At 58.4% G+C, this 16,126-nt stretch carries 15 protein-coding genes; 8 read left to right on the forward strand and 7 right to left on the reverse strand.

The annotated features are described in order from the left end of the window. Positions 1–90 precede the first annotated feature (90 nt). On the forward strand, positions 91–570 hold the full coding sequence (locus MHM85_RS03025) for an NUDIX domain-containing protein (protein ID WP_139525206.1): 480 nt from the start codon (positions 91–93) through the stop codon (positions 568–570). Here the strand turns inward: MHM85_RS03025 and MHM85_RS03030 are convergent. Further along, positions 553–1,431 (reverse strand): DMT family transporter, encoded by an 879-nt coding sequence (locus MHM85_RS03030; protein WP_139525207.1) that lies wholly within the window; start codon positions 1,429–1,431, stop codon positions 553–555. The genes MHM85_RS03025 and MHM85_RS03030 overlap by 18 nt on opposite strands. Before the next feature lie 134 nt (positions 1,432–1,565). Here MHM85_RS03030 and MHM85_RS03035 point away from each other — a divergent pair, with 134 nt between their 5' ends. The 3 genes from MHM85_RS03035 to MHM85_RS03045 all read left to right on the forward strand — a co-directional run bounded on the left by MHM85_RS03035 (position 1,566) and on the right by MHM85_RS03045 (position 3,819). Next, on the forward strand, positions 1,566–2,399 hold the full coding sequence (locus MHM85_RS03035; RefSeq protein WP_239284589.1) for a LysR substrate-binding domain-containing protein: 834 nt from the start codon (positions 1,566–1,568) through the stop codon (positions 2,397–2,399). 88 nt (positions 2,400–2,487) lie between these two features. Beyond that, a complete protein-coding gene (locus MHM85_RS03040) occupies positions 2,488–3,045 on the forward strand; it encodes a cytochrome b (RefSeq protein WP_139525209.1) in 558 nt (185 codons plus the stop codon). Between the two features lie 42 nt (positions 3,046–3,087). Then, positions 3,088–3,819 (forward strand): hypothetical protein, encoded by a 732-nt coding sequence (locus MHM85_RS03045; protein WP_139525210.1) that lies wholly within the window; start codon positions 3,088–3,090, stop codon positions 3,817–3,819. 12 nt (positions 3,820–3,831) lie between these two features. Here MHM85_RS03045 and MHM85_RS03050 read toward each other — a convergent pair whose 3' ends face one another. Then, the gene (locus MHM85_RS03050; protein WP_139525211.1) at positions 3,832–5,628 is read right to left on the reverse strand and encodes a diguanylate cyclase; all 1,797 of its coding nucleotides are present in this window, start codon (positions 5,626–5,628) and stop codon (positions 3,832–3,834) included. Between the two features lie 160 nt (positions 5,629–5,788). Further along, positions 5,789–6,655 carry a LysR family transcriptional regulator ArgP gene (locus tag MHM85_RS03055; protein WP_139525212.1) on the reverse strand — a complete coding sequence of 289 codons (867 nt, stop codon included), beginning with the start codon at positions 6,653–6,655 and terminating at the stop codon, positions 5,789–5,791. Between the two features lie 156 nt (positions 6,656–6,811). Here MHM85_RS03055 and MHM85_RS03060 point away from each other — a divergent pair, with 156 nt between their 5' ends. Further along, positions 6,812–8,467, forward strand: a complete 1,656-nt coding sequence (locus tag MHM85_RS03060) for a multidrug ABC transporter permease/ATP-binding protein (protein WP_239284602.1) — start codon at positions 6,812–6,814, stop codon at positions 8,465–8,467. Positions 8,468–8,475: 8 nt separating this feature from the next. Here the strand turns inward: MHM85_RS03060 and fhuF are convergent, their stop codons facing one another. The 3 genes from fhuF to MHM85_RS03075 all read right to left on the reverse strand — a co-directional run bounded on the left by fhuF (position 8,476) and on the right by MHM85_RS03075 (position 10,751). Then, complete coding sequence (gene fhuF, locus MHM85_RS03065) at positions 8,476–9,249, reverse strand: siderophore-iron reductase FhuF (RefSeq protein ID WP_139525214.1); 774 nt, start codon at positions 9,247–9,249, stop codon at positions 8,476–8,478. 110 nt (positions 9,250–9,359) lie between these two features. Further along, the gene (locus tag MHM85_RS03070; protein WP_139525215.1) at positions 9,360–10,127 is read right to left on the reverse strand and encodes an ATP-binding cassette domain-containing protein; all 768 of its coding nucleotides are present in this window, start codon (positions 10,125–10,127) and stop codon (positions 9,360–9,362) included. Positions 10,128–10,193: 66 nt separating this feature from the next. Next, the gene (locus tag MHM85_RS03075) at positions 10,194–10,751 is read right to left on the reverse strand and encodes a cytochrome b/b6 domain-containing protein (RefSeq protein WP_139525216.1); all 558 of its coding nucleotides are present in this window, start codon (positions 10,749–10,751) and stop codon (positions 10,194–10,196) included. Between the two features lie 161 nt (positions 10,752–10,912). Here MHM85_RS03075 and fhuB point away from each other — a divergent pair, with 161 nt between their 5' ends. Beyond that, the gene (gene fhuB / locus MHM85_RS03080; protein ID WP_139525217.1) at positions 10,913–12,892 is read left to right on the forward strand and encodes a Fe(3+)-hydroxamate ABC transporter permease FhuB; all 1,980 of its coding nucleotides are present in this window, start codon (positions 10,913–10,915) and stop codon (positions 12,890–12,892) included. A 117-nt stretch (positions 12,893–13,009) separates the two neighbouring features. Further along, on the forward strand, positions 13,010–13,621 hold the full coding sequence (locus MHM85_RS03085; RefSeq protein ID WP_054645171.1) for a LysE family transporter: 612 nt from the start codon (positions 13,010–13,012) through the stop codon (positions 13,619–13,621). A 40-nt stretch (positions 13,622–13,661) separates the two neighbouring features. On the opposite strand, the gene ltaE is transcribed toward MHM85_RS03085, so the two are convergent. Continuing rightward, complete coding sequence (gene ltaE, locus MHM85_RS03090) at positions 13,662–14,672, reverse strand: low-specificity L-threonine aldolase (RefSeq protein ID WP_139525218.1); 1,011 nt, start codon at positions 14,670–14,672, stop codon at positions 13,662–13,664. Between ltaE and MHM85_RS03095 the strand changes: the two genes are divergently transcribed. After that, positions 14,671–16,029, forward strand: coding sequence for an FAD-dependent oxidoreductase (locus MHM85_RS03095; RefSeq protein WP_239284604.1), 1,359 nt, complete (start codon positions 14,671–14,673; stop codon positions 16,027–16,029). The two genes, ltaE and MHM85_RS03095, sit on opposite strands and share 2 nt — an antisense overlap. Positions 16,030–16,126: the final 97 nt, after the last annotated feature.

Consider the following 16,126-nt stretch of genomic DNA (forward strand, 5'->3'; position numbering starts at 1 on the left):
TCGGCTACGCTGAGAAGCAGCGGCCCGCATGAGACGTGCTGGCCGCTGCTTTTTTATTCATCCACGTAGATCGATAGGCATGGACCGCTTATGACACTCGATACGCAAGCCGCTCGGCAGGTGCAGCTACTGGTCGTTGACCCAAAGGGGCATTTGCTGCTCAAACGCGATGAGTCGCTTGACCATTGGACGCCATTGGGCAGCGCATTAGCACACGATGATGATTATCCAGCTGCAGCGATACGCCTGCTTTATGCAGATGTCGGGCTTGTCTGTCCTTTGGGGCCATTACTTCGTCAGCGCCGACAAACCGATAGCGCAGGCCAGCCCTTCGAGGAGCGCTTTTTCCTGGTGCGCTGCCCCGACACTCAGCCGCCCCCCCACAGAAGCCTTCAAGGCACGCGGTTATTGGCCCACGGCGGCGGCACTGCGCCTCGTTTTGCATGGTGGTCGCTCGCGCAGATGCAGAGCGCCGAACAGGAGGCCTTTTCGCCCTCCTGGTTGCCCGAGCTACTGGCCAGCGTACTGTTTAGCGAGATGATGATGCCCACCTCAGCGGCCCGCCTTTAAGCAGCCCACTACCACCAAAAGTGCGGCGGTGGGAAGCCGCCAGTCAAATGCGCTCATACCGGCCAGCACCAGCAGGAGCGCTGCCAGAATGGGCACGCCGTAAGCCAAGCTCCCCACGAGGCTAGCCTGACCAAATCGCAGCGCTTTGTCCCACGCCACCATGGCGATGCCGTAGGGCCCCAAGCCCAACGCGATACCGGCCACCAACGCTTCACCACGAGGAAGCGCAACGCCGCCCTCGAGCCAGACACTCCCAAGACAGGTGAAGGCGCAGGCTATTAGCAGCAACCTCGGTAGTAGCGGCGTCAATGCGATGGGAGCCGCTTGACCCAGCCATGAGTAGAGTGCCCAGCAGCACGCCGCAAGCAAGGCCAACCCATAGCCCGAGGCCACACCACCGAAGCCGCCGTTGAGCGCTTGGGGCAGCAGCAATATAGCCGCGCCCGAAAAAGCAATCAGCGCCCCGGCCACACTGGCCCAATGCAACCGGCCCCAGCGGCTCCACTGGCTCAACAAGACGAACAGTACAGGCCATGTATAGGTGATCAGCGCCGCCTCCGCGGCGGGAGCAAGACGCATACCAATGAAGTAGCTACTGACGGCGCCTACGATCAGCAGCGGAATACCTAGCCAAACGCCCAGCGTCCAGCTCAGCGCGCAGCGGGCCATCGGCACGCGGCGACTCAGCGGGAGGGTCGCCAGTGCGCCTGCCAACAGTGTCAGCGCGGTTAGCTGAAGGGGTGCGGTGGCACGGGCAAGCTCCGCCATCAGGGGTGCCATGCTCCATAATGTGACGGCCACCAGGGCCGCACCGATACTGTAGGACGGGGATTGCAAAATCGATGAGTGACGGGTCTGCATCGCGCGTCTCCTTGTGTGTTGACTCACCCTGGTGGCAGCGAGCCTTGAAATACCTTCATGACTCGCAGCATACTCATCACAAACACATCAAGATAACGATCTTTTTTGATCGATAACATCGACAATGGTGATATATGAGGGCGCCTACCTTTGACCTAACGCTGTTGAGAACGCTGGTGGCCATTGCAGATACCGGCAGCGTTACTGCTGCGGCCAAACGGCTGGCGTATACGCAGTCCACCGTCAGCATGCATGAACGAGAAGGGCGGCGACTACGCTTTACCGCAGAAGGAGAGCGTCTGCTAGCCCATGCGCGAAAACTGCTCGCCCTCAATGATGACGCCTGGAGCGATATGCAGGCCCGCCAGATTACCGGCGATCTTACGCTGGGCATTCCTGAGGATTACGCCTCGCTGCTGCCTTCGGTATTCGCGTATTTTCATCAGCTCTACCCGGCCGTGGGGCTGACGGTTCAGTGTGGGACCAGCGCGCATTTGGTCGAACAGGTGAAAGCCTCGGCGCTGGATTTGGCGCTGGTGACGCGCCAGCGGCACTCGCCCGGGGGCGATGTGATTCGCCGTGAGCCGCTGGTCTGGGCGGTGGGGGTGCATCAACAGCCCTCTATGAGTGACCCTATTCCACTGGCGCTTTACACCCCAGGCGCGGATGTATTTCGCGAAGTGGCCGAGCAGGCGCTGCAAGCCGCCGGGCGAGATTGGCGAGTGGCCTATACGAGCCAATCCATGGCGGGGCTAGCGCCGATTGTCACGGCAGGACTAGCGGTAGTGGTGGTCACGCGCAGCATGCTCACGCCTATGCTGCGCCCGCTGGATGAGAGCAGCGGGTTGCCTGCACTGCCGATGATCGAGCTGGCGCTCCACCGGGCACCTCATCGGCCTACCGAGCCCGCTCGTCGGCTTGGAGAATTGATCCGCGAACAGCTAGCGGCTCCCAGCGAAGCGTTATAAGGTAAACCGCTGGCTAATCATTATTTTTCTAACGGGTCGACGTTGCACTATGCTGACGGTGACGACATGGCTGGGCAGGGAGTCTTGAATGCACGAGTTAGATCACTACATCTATCCACACCGGGTGCTGCACTGGCTGGTGGCACTGGCGGTGCTGCTCTCGCTGGCGAGCGGCCTGACACTGGGGTTTTTGGGCTATGAACGCACCTTGGCGCTGGTCGGGAATACGCTGACCAACATGCTCTATACCAGCCATAAGACGCTGGGAGTAGCGATTCTGCTGCTGATGACGCTTCGCATCATCACGCGGGTCGCTTTCGTGGTGCCGGACCATGACCCGCCTTTGAACGTTTTCGAGCGTGTCCTCAGTACCAGCGTTCATCACTTGCTTTACGCGGGGCTGGTAGCGATGCCGTTGATCGGCTGGGCCGCCACGGCAACGGGCGGTTTTCCCGTGGAGTTCTTTCACTGGCATTTGCCGGGACTGCTAGGCAAGAACGAAGCACTCTCAGACACCCTCTTCATGTGGCACGAGCGTTTGGGCTGGGCACTGGTCGTATTGATCACACTGCACGTGGCGGGCGCGCTATTTCATTGGCGAATCAAGCGCGATAACGTCATGAAGCGCATGAGCCTGTTTGATTAACGGTCGTGCGTAAGGAAGCGATAATGACAAGGAGCGTCAAGTATGGAGGTGTTGCAGCTGGCCTTTGCCATGGCATTGGCAGCGATTCATTTATTCGCAGGTAAACTTCATCGATTGGACACCCTGCCACGAAGCGCTTGGCTCTCGTTTGCCGGCGGATTTTCGGTCGGGTATGTCTTCATTCACATATTTCCAGAGCTCAATGCCGCTCATCGAGCCATCTCTGATCATGGCGTGCTTGGCTTACTCGAGCACAACGCGTATATCGTGGCGTTACTCGGTTTAGCTTATTTTTATGGATTGGAACACTGGGTCAAGCGGCGCTCGCGGAAACCAACCATCGCGTCGACCGGCACGAAGAGAGTTGAGAATCAAAAAAGCGTTTTCTGGGTGCATGTGGTGGCCTTTGCCATTTACAACGCGCTGTTTGGCTATTTGCTCGTTTATCGCAATACCCAGTTGCCCAGTGAGCTTTTCTTTTTTTTGGCGATGGGGTTCCACTTTTTAGTGAATGACTACGGTCTAGCCTCGCATCACCGCACGCTCTATGCCACTCAGGGTCGCTGGATCTTGGCAGCGGCGATCGTTGTCGGGTGGGCCGTGGGCGTCCTGGTCGAAGTGGCTGAGGCCGTCACAAGCTTGGTGTATGCGTTCGTTGCAGGCGGTTTGATTCTCAACGTATTGAAAGAGGAACTACCCGAACAGCGCTGTAGTCGTTTTTGGCCGTTTGCAGCGGGGGCTTTTGCGTGCACGCTGCTGTTAACGTTTGCGTGAAGCGGCGGTCGGTCAACAGCCTGTTGAGAAGTACCGGTAAGGAGAGCAGCGCTTTGATTTATCAGCATACATCTGGCGATCGGCATCTTTGAGCAGTTGGGCGAGAGTGGCGTTGTCGGCATGGCTAAGACTGACGCCGATGCTGATGCCTACATGGACCATCGCTCCGCAGGGTAGTTTGATGGGGTCGCTCAGGGCTTGAGTGATGCGGCTGCAGATGTCCTCCAGCAGGCTGGGGTGTTGAATTTTCTCCAGCAGCAAAATGAATTCGTCGCCACCAAAGCGAGCACAGTGATCTCCCTCGCGTGCAATATGTTCTAACCGTTTGGCTACTTGCTGAAGCACGAAATCCCCTGCCTCATGCCCATACTGGTCATTGATCGGTTTGAAGCGATCCAAGTCGCACATGATGAGCGCGAGCGGTTCCCCGTGAGTATGGCTACGCGCCAGGGCAGCATCGGCATGCCGAACTAAACCGTGTCGGTTGAGTAGCCCTGTCAGCATGTCGTAATTGGCGAGCTTCTCTAGTGCTTCGGTCCGAGTCGCCACTTTGGCTTCTAAAATGGCCTCTTGTTTTTTCAGCATCGCCACGGTATCGGCTTGCGCTTGCTCTTTTTGCCTCTTCAATTTATTGAAACGTGCCGCCAAGGCAAAGGAGAGTAGCAACATTTCGATGGCGGAGCCAATCTGAATGCCGTGGAGCGTGACGAAGTTGGCGGGCAATATACTCATATTACGCAGTGCAAACACGGCTGCGCCGAGTAAAAAGATCGACCATGCCACAACGAATAGGCGAGCACTGGGGACGCGTCGCCATGAGCAATAGAGTCCGCAAACCAGTAGTAGTAGGGCAGCCGTAAAGCCTGCGATATCCATCAATATCAGCGCCGGTTGGATAGGGATGACGAATACCGTGATGAGCACCCCCCAGCACACAAAGCGAAATCGCGTGAGCGTCCGGTGCCAACGTGGGCTATAACGCCACGTATTCAGAAAACTTTGGGTAAACAGCGTGGCCATAGCCGAAGCAAACGTAAACCCAATGGCTACGAGCCGGGCAGTCTGCTCACCAAGAAAGCTCCAGAAAATCAGCGTCCCTAAACCGTTGAAGGTCAAAATCGCCAACGTGAAGCCGAAGGCAAACAGCGAGTAGTAGAGAAAGACGCGTTCTTTGAGGCCAAAGAAAAGCAAAAAGTTATACAGCCCCAACGCAAGCAACATGCCGAAGTACGTGGCGAGCCAAAAATTGTGGCGGTCGTTTTGGGCGTAGAACGCTTCGGGCGTCATGACGCTGTAATTCAATACCTTGCTACCGGCAGCCGAGACTTGACTATACAGCGTGACGGTTTCGTCGCCTGCTAAGGTCACAGGAAAAATGGCCTGACGATGAGCGAGGGCGCGCTCTGATAGCGGCAGGGCACTGCCGCTTTGCTGCACGTCGGTAAAGTGCGCCCTCAGCGTATAGAGCGTGACGTGATCCAAAAAAGGGTATTCGAACGTGACCAGCCACGTGGCAGGGCGTGGGGAGGGATTATGCAAGCGCGTGGTTAGCCAAGTGTCGCCTTGCGTATAGCCAAAGTGCAAATCAGATTCACTTGTAACGGGTTGAAAATCGTCCGTGCGGGCTAGCACATCACGCAGCGTCAGGGGGGTATCGGTATGCCAATAGCGGGTCACGTCATTAAGCGAGTAACGGTCGTGTTCGGGAGATGCCGACAGCGTATCAGCAGCGTTGACCTGACTGCCTGCAATGAGTAAGAGCGTAAGAAAAGTGGCAAATAGGCGCTTCAAACAACCGTTAGCATCCATAGCGTTCGCTTTCTTGATGTTTGTTGTTACTCCGCTCAGGCAACCCTGATCGCTAACGAAAAGGCGAGATAATGACGCCCCGTCCTATCAAACAGCATGACAACGTTCTAAAAACATTTTGATTGTAGACGCGTTTGTCCCCAAGTAGATGAGAATGATGCTAAAGCGTGAGATGGCTCAGCCTTTCGGTCAGCCGTTGTATCAACTGCCCACTGTGTCGCCAAAAGTGCCAATATAGGGGGACGGTCAATCCATGCCCTGGTGCAATGCTCACCAACTGACCTGACTGTAGCGACTCGGCGGCCTGCCGCTGGGGAATCATGCCATAGCCAATGCCGGCGGCTGCCAGCCGAACGAAGCCCTCTGATGAGGGGCATAAATGGTAGGGGAAATATCCCTGATAGCCCCACTGCGCTAAAAACTGATGCTGTAGCTGGTCGTGTGGGCCAAATACGATGGCCGGTGCGTGTTGAAACGCATTCAGGCTTGGGCCGTCCGGGAAATAGCGTGCCACGTAGGAGGGCGATGCCAACGGCTGATAGTGCATGTCACCGACGTGCAGGCAGCGAGCGCCGGCGATGGGCTGGGGAGTGGCGCACAGGCAGGCTGCCACGTCGCCATCGCGCAGTCGCTTCAGTCCAACGTCCTGGTCTTCGATGACCAAGTCCATCAGCACCCCTTCCGACTGACAAATATCCGCCACGGCATCGGCCCACCAAGTCACGACGCTGTCGGCATTGATGGCGATGCGCAGTCGCGGCGCGGCTTTTTCCAAGGTCGGAAGCGCCTCGTGTAAGTCCCGTTCTAGCAGCTGCACTTGCTGATAATGGGCAAGCAACCGCTGGCCTGCGGGCGTGGGTGCAAGCGAGGGGTGGCGCACCAGCACCGGCTGGCCCAAGCGGACTTCCAGCGCCTTTATCCGCTGTGAAATGGCCGACTGCGAGAGGCCCATCATGTCGCCTGCCCGCTCGAAGCCGCCGCACTCCACCACGGTGGCTAGGGCATTCAGTAATTTGTAATCCACCATGGCGTTCTCTCAGTGGTTGGCTAGGGCAGTTAAGCAACACTGCCGCGATGAGTAAAGGCGCGTGAGCCAAGCTGCGTAAATGAAAATCAGTCTCTTTGTTTGACTTGGCAGAGAAGTGCGTCACAATTCGCCGCCTGTGCGTAAAGGGGATGGGGTATGGAATTATTGCGAGTGGTGTTTCGCCATTACCGCTGGCCGTTTTTGGGCGCGCTGGCGCTGAGCCTGATGAGCGCCGGACTGGGCGTGGGGGTGATTGCGTTCATCAACCAGCGGCTGATCGAAGCGGGTAGTGCCCTCTCTGCGCTGCCTCAATTTTTAGGGCTATTGGCGCTGCTGCTGACGGTCACGCTGGGCACACAGCTAGCGCTCACCTTGTTGGGCCACCATTTCGTCTTCGACCTGCGCTCCCGGCTGGTGAAACGGATTCTGGATACCGATATCGAACGGTTAGAGCAGCTAGGTAACGCCACCCTGCTGGCAAGTCTTTCCAGCGATGTTCGCAATATCACCATCGGTTTCGTTCGCCTGCCGGAACTGGTGCAGGGCGTGGTACTCACGCTGGCCTCGGTGGCGTACCTTGCGTGGCTCTCACCGCAGATGGTGGTGATTACCGTGCTCTGGATGGCCTTCACCATGGGCGTTGGCTGGGTGCTGGTGTCGAAGGTGTATCGCCACTTTCATCAGGTGCGCGAAAGCGAGGATCGGCTGTATAAGGATTATCAATCGGCGATAGAAGGCCGCAAAGAGCTGGCGCTTAACCGTGACCGCGCACGGCGCTTTTTTGATGAATCCTACACGGAGAACGCCAAAGCGTACCGTCATCATATTATTCGCGCAGACACCTACCACCTCAGCGCCAATAACTGGTCCAACATCATGATGCTGGGCGCCATTGGCGTGGTGTTTTTCATGGCCAACGTGCTGGGGTGGGCAAGCCCTGCGGTGGCGGCCACTTTTGCTTTGACCCTGCTGTTTTTACGCACGCCCTTGATTCAGGCCGTGGGGGCATGGCCTACACTGATCAGCGCCCAGGTGGCGTTCGATAAACTGGCCAGCCTGGCGTTGGCCGAGTACCAGCCGGGTTTCGAGGTGGAGGACCGCTTCCACGATTGGCAGCGCTTGACGCTCACCAACGTGGTGTATCGCTACACGCCATCCTCCGGGGGTGAAGGCTTCCAGGTGGGGCCGCTCAATCTTACGCTGGCGCGTGGCGAGCAGGTGTTTCTGATTGGCGGCAACGGCAGCGGAAAGTCGACGCTGGCGCGCCTGCTGTCAGGGTTGTACCGCCCGCAAAGTGGCCAAATCAGCGTGGATGGCAAGGAGCTTGGCGCACCAGAGTGGGCGGCGTTTCGGGCGCGCTTTGCCAGCGTCTTTACCGATTTCCACCAGTTCGACCAAGCCATGGGGCCGAGTGGCCGCGTGGCCGACCCAGCGCTGGTCACGACCTGGCTCGAGCGGCTGCAAATGCACCAGAAGCTGGAGTGGCAGGCTGATCGCGTGGTGAATACACAGCTCTCGCAAGGGCAACGCAAGCGTTTGGCACTGCTGCTGGCGATTGCCGAGGAGCGGGATATTCTGCTGCTGGACGAGTGGGCGGCCGACCAAGACCCGCAGTTCAGGCGGCTGTTTTACCGCGAGCTGTTACCCCATTTGAAAGCGATGGGCAAAACCGTGTTTGCCATTAGCCATGACGACAGCTACTTCGTCCATGCGGATCGTTTACTGGAAATGTCCAAGGGGCAGCTGAGTGAGCTGACGGGAGAGCAGCGGGCACAGGCCAGTGAAGATGCGGTGGCGCAGATCAGCTCGTAACGAGCGGCTTATCCTTTGCGACGCGCTTGGCGGTCGCACCCTTCTAGCGGGCAATTACCGCATACGTCAAACTCATCGAGCAGGTAGCGCAGGCAGCAGAGCTTGCGCACCCGCTTGACCTCTTCGCTGCCGCTGGGTTGGTACGTACGTACTGGCTCATACAACGGGTTGCGCTGTCCGTTGAGGGTGCGCGACTCCAGCAGTGCACGCGTGGCGGCCAGGGCGTCTTGGTTGACCAGCGGGTGTGCTGCCAGGGCATTGACGTAGTAATCCACGTAGCCGCCTGCGTTGCTCCAAAATACCCGTGGTGCGGCCCCGGAAATGGCCGAGAGGCGCTCGATGAGCGGGGCCCAGTGCTGCTCGATGAGCGTGGCAAAGCGAGCAGCGGTGTCCAGCGTAGTAAAACGCTCGCCTTCATGGGGTAGCCAAAGCCCTTGAGTACAGCCTTCCTCATTTTGAATCACATAGAGATCATCCAGCCCGACGGGTAGGTCGCGATTCAGCAGCAGATGAGCGGTCAGCGTGGGAACGGTGAGGGTGCTGAAGTGCCATTTCGACCAAAGCGAGGCGATGGCGCGCTTGTCTCCATTCGGGTAGCGGCTGGCGTAGCGCGCCATGTCCTCTTCGAGCAGCGCAGCATTGCGCCAGCGAGACGCCTTGATAGCCCCCTGTGGCACCGCTCCTTCGATCAATGGCGGCGTAAAATGCTCAAGTGGCCCTTGATAGCAATCAGCGAGAGACAGTGGCAAGACGGTGTCGGGTTGGCGCAAAGCGAGAGGCATAACCGAACTCCAAGACGTGATAAGCGCACGTGAGTAGAGTCTCAGCATAAGCGATAATGCTTATCAGTTGAAGAGTTAATTGAGAACGACTCTTCTTCCAGCCGTGGCGTTCATTGCGCCACGGCTATGCGGTGTCCGCCATTGGGGTGCTGCATGACCTGCATGGGTAGGCCGTAAATGGCTTCTAACGTGGTATTTTGCATCAGGGCATCGGGCGTGCCGTGGGCCAGCAGGCGGCCACTGTGAAGCGCCATGAGTTCATCGCAATAGCGCGAGGCCATGTTAATGTCGTGAAGAACGATGATCACGCCCAGGTTCAGCTCGTCGCAGAGCTTACGAATCAGCGCCAATACTTCCATTTGGTGGGCGATATCCAGCGCCGCGAGCGGCTCATCCAACAGTAGAAAGCGGCTGCCCTGGGCAATCAGCATGGCCAGCCATACCCGCTGGCGCTCTCCGCCCGAGAGCGTATCCACTAAGCGGTCAGCGAAGGCTTCCGTGTGGGTGAGGGCAATCGCCCGCTCGATCGCCTCTTTGTCTTTTTGATTATGGCGACCCAGTAGACCGTGCCAGGGGTAACGCCCAAACGCCACCAGCTCGCGTCCGGTGAGATTTTCGGCACTGGGTAGATGCTGGGGCAGGTAGGCAACTTGACGGGCAAACTCACGATGCCCCCACGCCTGCAAAGGGCGTTCATCAAAATGAATGTCGCCTTCACTGACGGGCTGCTGCTGGGCCAGCAGCTTGATCAGCGTCGATTTTCCAGAGCCATTATGGCCAATCAGACCATACACCTTGCCTTCTTCAAAGGTGTGGTGAATCGGTTGAAGAAGGGGCTTGCCGTTGATGGCGAAGGTGGCACCCTGAACGTTAAACATGCGTCACTCCTGACCAAGCGGGCATCGAGCAAATGAAAGATATATTGTATCGCTAATAGTTATCATTTAGAAATTTTTCCGTGACCGGCCGCCTATAATGGCCATGACGATATGCCCGGCCACCAGCAGAAGCAGTAGCCAAGAGAGCGGACTGTGCAGCAGGTCGGCAGGGAGCATGAGCGCCGGAATATCGTTCTCTGCACCAGGAATCAGCTCCCAGCCATACGCCTTGAGTGGCCAGCCGCCAGCGTAGTGTCTGATTAAGCCAAGGCTGGCAATCAGCATTAACAGGGCATAAAACGCCCCATGCACGATGCGCGCCAGTTGGCCACGTAGCGTTTTCGGTGGCTGCGGCCGCTGATGACGCTGGCTATACCACCAAAGTAATCGCCCTAAAGTGATGACCATTAGCAGTAGTCCGATCGCACCGTGTGGCGCTAGCCGTGACAGCATTAACGTCACGCTCGTTTCGCCCAACACACGCCACATGGCCACGACGAAAAACTGGGTGAGTACCAACAGCGCCGTGAGCCAGTGAAACGAGCGGCTGACCAGGCCGTAGCGAAAGGGCGTATCTCGCCATGTGTTGGGCAAGGCGGCAGAGTTTGACACTGCTTTCAACATAATGAGGCTCATGAGTCTGTGCGTTGGACAAGATTGTAGTGTTAATACTTATCATTTAGAATCTCGCCCTTTGATTTATTTTCTGCTTTCTCGATTGCCAAGGTCACGCCCATGACAATGCCTGCCCGTGCTTCCGCTGTCCTCGTTGACGGGATATTGTCATGCACCTGATGCGTCGCCGTTCTCCCGCTCCTATCTGCTTACTGCTGAGCTTGCCGTTGATGGTATTACTGTGGCTGAGCTTGCAGCAGCAGGGCGGTATCGCGCAGAGCGCACAGGCGCTGCTGTCTCCCACGTTCGATAACGTCGATGAGCTGCTGCTGCACTTCGCTTGGTGGCCGCGCTTTACCATTGCGCTATTAGCCGGTGGCGGTCTAGCGCTGGCTGGGGTGCTGATGCAACAGGTGCTCCGTAACCCGCTGGCATCGCCCACCACCTTGGGCGTGGCGTCGGGCGCCAACTTGGCGCTGATGGCGGTGACGCTATTGGCCCCCGGCATGCTTTCGATAGGCAGTGAGTGGATTGCGCTGCTAGGTGGCGCTGCCGCTATGGGGCTGGTGTTTGCACTCTCGTGGCGGCGTGGATTGGCGCCCATCGCGGTGGTGCTGGCGGGGTTGGTGGTCAATCTGTATCTGGGCGCGCTCTCTACAGCCTTGCTGTTGTTCAATCATGAAACCCTGGCGGGGCTGCTGATTTGGGGGGCAGGCTCTCTGGCGCAGAATGGCTGGGATGGCGTGGCGTCACTGGCGCCACGACTGGCTCTTTGCGGTTTGGCCGCGTGGCTGTTGCTTCGCCCTTTAGCCGTGTTAGAGCTTGACGACGCCAGCGCCAAAAGCCTGGGGATTTCGCTCAAGCATTTGCGTTTTGCCGGGTTAGGGCTGGCGGTCTTCCTCACCGGTAGCGTGGTGAGCGTGGTCGGGATCATCGGCTTCATAGGGTTAGCGGCTCCCAATATCGTCCGTATGGCGGGAGCGCGCACGCTGCGCGCGCGCTTACTCTGGTCGACGTTATTAGGCGCTGTGCTGCTGGCCACCACGGATCTCTTGCTGCAGCGCTTTTCCGGCATGGTAGCGACGCTAATTCCCACCGGGGCCGTGACCGGAGCGTTAGGCGCGCCACTACTCATGTGGTTGATTCCCCGCCTTAAGCTGCAGGGGGACCGTCCGCCCCAGGCATCTGGCGTGGTGATCACGCGTCACGCTGCACCCCACCGTTTAATCACAGGGCTACTGCTAACGCTGGTGGGGGCCATGGTGGTGGGCCATTTAGTGGGGCAAGGGGCCAACGGCTGGAGCATCATTGCCCCGACGAATTGGGGGGTGATTGAGTGGCGCTTTCCGCGGGTAATGGCGGCAGCGGCTAGCGGTTTGATGCTGGCAATAGCGGGGACCATTCTTCAACGCCTTTCGGCCAACCCCATGGCGAGCCCCGAAGTGTTGGGTATTAGCGGTGGCTGTGCTATTGCGCTGATCTTGGGTATTTATCTACTCCCTGCCCCCAGTCATGCACTATTAGTGGCGATAGGAACGCTAGGGGCACTGGCGACGCTACTAGTATTGGTAGTGCTCAATCGTAAAAGTGGTTTCGTACCGGAGCGGCTCCTGCTCAGCGGTGTGGCGATTAGCGCGCTGTTCGATGCGGTGCGCAGTGTGCTACTGGCAGGTGGTGATCCGCGCGGACAGCAAGTCATCGCCTGGCTGGCAGGCTCTACCTATTACGTGGAGGTGGGTAGTGCGCTGCTCGTGGGAGGAATCGCAGCGGCACTAGCGCTGATATCGCTGCCGTTCACTCGCTGGTTAGACATCATGCCGATGGGCGCCGCTACCGCGCGTTCACTGGGCATTGGCTTAAACCATGCGCGCCTAGCGCTACTGCTGCTGGTCGCTCTGCTCACCGCCTGCGCCACCCTGGTGGTGGGGCCGCTCTCCTTCATTGGCTTATTAGCCCCGCACATGGCTCGGCTACTGGGCTTCTCCCGCGCCCGCCAGCACTTAGTAGGCGCTGCCTTGATCGGTATGTTGTTGATGGTATTGGCCGACTGGGTGGGCCGCCAGATCATGTTCCCTTATGAGATTCCGGCAGGCTTAGTAGCATCGTTGCTGGGCGGTGCCTACTTCATGTGGGGGCTGCGGCGGTTATGAGCACGTAGTCTCGGTATGTATGAATTTTACTAATGCATCATTAGCAAGATGATTTTTGTTTATATGAGCCCTCCCTTACCATAGCGCCATCTTTACTCAAGCATAAGGCGAACGGCAATGTGGGAAAGCTACCTAACGGGGTTAGTGGTGTGTGGCGGCATCATCATGGCGATTGGGGCGCAGAACGCTTACGTGCTGGGGCTGGCCGTTCGCCGCGAATACCACTGGTGGTCGGCGGGGCTGTGCATGAGTGCGGATGTCGTGCTACTGACGGCCGGCATGTTTGGTGCCAGCGCATTTTTGCTCACCATGCCGAGCGCCATGGAAGCCATGCGCTGGGTGGGCGTGCTGTTCTTGAGTTGGCTGGCGGCACAAGCGCTATGGCGTGCAGTCAGCGGCCGTGAAGGCTTGAAAGTCAACGGCGTCAAAGCCCGCAGCCTGCGCAGTGTGCTGCTGGCGACACTAGCGGTGACGGTGCTCAACCCGCAGGTCTACCTCGATACGCTGCTGCTGATTCCCGCTATTGGTGCCCAGCAGGAGAGTGCTGGCGTGTTCGTCGCGGGGGCGTCGACAGCGTCGATTCTCTGGTTCAGCCTGTTGGCCTGGGGCGGGGCGGCGCTATCGCCATGGCTCTCCCGTCCCGGCGCATGGCGCACCATCGATGGGCTGATCGGCCTGATGATGGCGGCCATCGCAGTGCACCTTGCGTTCGACTCGGTACTGTTTTAAGCAACGTGTTTAAGCAACGTGCAAGAAACGCATCCTCCGGCTACGCCTGATCGAAGTAGCGCTGGACGATGGTCAGCACTTGTTCGATATCGTCGTCGCTAATGTCTCGATGCACGACCATGCGCGTAGCGTAAAGAAGTTCTATCAGCACGCCATTCGTCTTGAGCCACTTAGCTAACGGCGCGACATGCGCTGGGTCGATGCGCACGAATACCATATTGGTGGCCTGGGAGGTCACCTCGATGGCGGAAAAGGCTGCCAAACCTTCGGCCAAGCGTGCCGCACGACGGTGGTCGTGAGCCAAATCTGCCACGTGGTGTTCCAGGGCGTGCTGGCAGGCGGCGGCGATGAGGCCTGCTTGGCGCATACCGCCACCCACGACCTTTCGCCAACGTCGAGCCCGGTCGATCAATGCCTGAGAGCCCACCAGTGCCGAGCCCATGGGCGTGCCTAACCCCTTCGAGAAGCATAGCGACACGCTGTCGAAAGGCTGACAAAGCTGTTTGAGAGAGGTGTCCGTGGCCACGGCGGCATTGAATAGCCGGGCACCGTCTAGGTGGGTAGCCAGGCCGTGTTCTCGGGCCAGCGCGGTGGCCTGCTGCACGTACTCGGCAGGCAGTACCTTGCCACCTATGGTGTTCTCCAGCGCCAAGAGCCGAGTACGGGCAAAGTGGAAGTCATCGGCCTTGACGGCGGCGGCGATTTTGTCGAGGGGCAGGCTACCGTCTGGTGCGTTTTCGATCGGCTGGGGTTGAATGCTGCCCAATACCGCGGCACCGCCCCCTTCGTAGCGATAGGTGTGGGCGTTCTGGCCGACGATGTACTCATCACCCCGCTCGCAGTGGGCCATCAAAGCCACCAGGTTGCTCTGGGTGCCGCTGGGGAACAGCAGCGCCGCTTCTTTACCCGCACGCTCGGCCAGCGTGGCTTGAAAGGCGTTCACCGTCGGGTCGTCGCCCCATACGTCGTCGCCCAGCGGGGCCGCCATCATGGCGTCTCGCATGGCGGCGGTAGGGCGTGTCACCGTATCGCTTCTTAAATCAATCTTCATGGAACGACTCCTGGTTGAGGCAGAGACAGGGCACGCTGCCAATCATCCACTATGGTTAATGGGTGCGACACCCAACGTTTATCTGCCCGGTCTGACCGTATGGCAATCCAGCATAGGCAATAAGATGGATCTTAAAAGTGGTTATCCGTTCTGGACGGTAAAAAATGGATTATTGACCCCTTTTCCGCAGCTTAACCAGGATTTGCAAGCGGAAACAGTGATTATTGGCGGCGGTATTACCGGTGCTTTGATCGCCGATGAGCTAAGCCGCCACGGCCATCGCTTCGTAGTGCTCGAGAGGCGTGATGTAGGGTGGGGAAGCTCTGCGGCCAGTACGGCGCTACTGCAGTATGAAATCGACACCCATATGGTGCATTTGGCCGAGCAGTACGGTGAGGCCAATGCCGTGATGGCCTATCGAAGCTGCGCCGAGGCGATTGTCTCGCTAGAGCGCTTGGCTGCCGAGCTGGGTAATGTCGCTTTCAGTCGCCAGAAGAGCCTCTACTTCGCGAGCCAAGAAGCGGATGTCGACGCGTTGAAGGCTGAGCTTGCGATGCGCAAGCGCTTCGGCTTCGATGTCGCTTGGCTGGAACAGCGTGCGATTGAGGCTGACTACGGCTTTTCAGCGCCAGGGGCGATCCTGTCCTCGTTGGCCGCCCGTATCGACCCATACCGCATGGCATATCACTTACTGGAAAACGTCGTCCGTCGGGGCAGCCAAGTGTTCGATCGCACCCAGGTGGAGCAGCTGATAACTGATGACGACGGCGTCACCGTTCGGCTTCGTAATGGGGCTACGCTGCGTTGCCAACAGGTCATTATCGCTTCTGGGTACGAAAGCCAAACGTGGTTGCCAGCGCCAGTGGCTGCCAATCGTAGTAGCTATGCGTTTGTGACCGACCCCTTGCCTAGCGAGGTATTGGGCAAGCTGGGACACACGCTGGTGTGGGAGTCCGCACGACCGTATCTCTATCTGCGTTCCACGCAAGAAGGGCGGTTATTGATCGGCGGAGAGGATGACGATGAAGACATTGCCGAGCGTCGGGACGCACGGGTGATGGAAAAAGCGCGAACGCTGGCGGCCAAGGTAGAAGCACTGTGGCCTGACCTTGAGATCAATCCGACGTTTTGCTGGGGTGGCACGTTCGCGGAAACCGACGACGGTTTGCCCTATTTCGGACCTCACGAGTCGCTAGGTCCCCGAGTGCATTTCGCCATGGCCTACGGCGGTAACGGCATCACGTATAGCATGATAGGTGCCCAACTGCTGCGTGCACTGATCGAAGGTCGCGAGCACCCCCTTGGGGCGTTGTTCTCCTTTCAGCGAGAGCCTTCGATGGCGTCAACGCGCCGTTAATAAAACGCTACACTACGAGGGCTAACACACCCAGTTGCGTCAACCCCGTCGTTAAAATGACTGACCTGCCACATTGCCCGTGTGATGGCATTGTCTC

Origin of the sequence: Halomonas sp. McD50-4, from assembly GCF_022348135.1 — a bacterium.
In the GTDB taxonomy this organism is placed as follows: domain Bacteria; phylum Pseudomonadota; class Gammaproteobacteria; order Pseudomonadales; family Halomonadaceae; genus Vreelandella; species Vreelandella piezotolerans.

Excerpts from the sequence above, each read along its gene's own strand:
- MHM85_RS03055 (WP_139525212.1), bottom strand. The coding sequence starts at position 6,655 with ATGGTGGATTACAAATTACTGAATGCCCTAGCCACCGTGGTGGAGTGC.
- MHM85_RS03035 (WP_239284589.1), top strand. The coding sequence starts at position 1,566 with ATGAGGGCGCCTACCTTTGACCTAACGCTGTTGAGAACGCTGGTGGCC.
- ltaE (WP_139525218.1), bottom strand. The coding sequence starts at position 14,672 with ATGAAGATTGATTTAAGAAGCGATACGGTGACACGCCCTACCGCCGCC.
- MHM85_RS03025 (WP_139525206.1), top strand. The coding sequence starts at position 91 with ATGACACTCGATACGCAAGCCGCTCGGCAGGTGCAGCTACTGGTCGTT.
- MHM85_RS03030 (WP_139525207.1), bottom strand. The coding sequence starts at position 1,431 with ATGCAGACCCGTCACTCATCGATTTTGCAATCCCCGTCCTACAGTATC.
- MHM85_RS03075 (WP_139525216.1), bottom strand. The coding sequence starts at position 10,751 with ATGTTGAAAGCAGTGTCAAACTCTGCCGCCTTGCCCAACACATGGCGA.
- MHM85_RS03050 (WP_139525211.1), bottom strand. The coding sequence starts at position 5,628 with ATGGATGCTAACGGTTGTTTGAAGCGCCTATTTGCCACTTTTCTTACG.
- MHM85_RS03070 (WP_139525215.1), bottom strand. The coding sequence starts at position 10,127 with ATGTTTAACGTTCAGGGTGCCACCTTCGCCATCAACGGCAAGCCCCTT.
- MHM85_RS03045 (WP_139525210.1), top strand. The coding sequence starts at position 3,088 with ATGGAGGTGTTGCAGCTGGCCTTTGCCATGGCATTGGCAGCGATTCAT.
- fhuB (WP_139525217.1), top strand. The coding sequence starts at position 10,913 with ATGCACCTGATGCGTCGCCGTTCTCCCGCTCCTATCTGCTTACTGCTG.
- MHM85_RS03085 (WP_054645171.1), top strand. The coding sequence starts at position 13,010 with ATGTGGGAAAGCTACCTAACGGGGTTAGTGGTGTGTGGCGGCATCATC.
- fhuF (WP_139525214.1), bottom strand. The coding sequence starts at position 9,249 with ATGCCTCTCGCTTTGCGCCAACCCGACACCGTCTTGCCACTGTCTCTC.
- MHM85_RS03095 (WP_239284604.1), top strand. The coding sequence starts at position 14,671 with ATGGAACGACTCCTGGTTGAGGCAGAGACAGGGCACGCTGCCAATCAT.
- MHM85_RS03040 (WP_139525209.1), top strand. The coding sequence starts at position 2,488 with ATGCACGAGTTAGATCACTACATCTATCCACACCGGGTGCTGCACTGG.
- MHM85_RS03060 (WP_239284602.1), top strand. The coding sequence starts at position 6,812 with ATGGAATTATTGCGAGTGGTGTTTCGCCATTACCGCTGGCCGTTTTTG.